The sequence below is a fragment of the Burkholderia sp. SIMBA_051 genome (genome assembly GCF_046534915.1).
In the GTDB taxonomy this organism is placed as follows: Bacteria; Pseudomonadota; Gammaproteobacteria; order Burkholderiales; family Burkholderiaceae; genus Burkholderia; species Burkholderia ambifaria.
In genome coordinates, this window is record NZ_JAWRXS010000415.1 from 1 (window position 1) to 263 (window position 263).

Below are 263 nucleotides of genomic sequence, written 5' to 3' on the forward strand. Positions count from 1 at the left end.
GCCACCGCATCGCGGACCGACCACGCGTCTATATTAGACGCGGTCGTCGCCAGAGCGCTGCAGCACGACGCCAAGAATCGTTTCCAGTCGATCGACGACATCCTCACGTTTATTAAGGATATTGAAACGCCGAAGCGAGACATATGGAGGCAGTTGTATGCACTTGATGACGTAATCCGTCGGGTCTTTCCGGAGATCAGTACGACGTTGGCAATTAACGATCAAGCAAGAATCCGGGAATTCCTGACGACCTTTCAGGGTTC

1 protein-coding gene is annotated in these 263 nt (G+C 52.9%); it reads right to left on the bottom strand.

The features are described from left to right. Window positions 1-33: 33 nt before the first annotated feature. A partial coding sequence (locus SB771_RS35100) for a hypothetical protein (protein ID WP_410722058.1) occupies window positions 34-263 on the bottom strand: 230 nt, incomplete at its 5' end.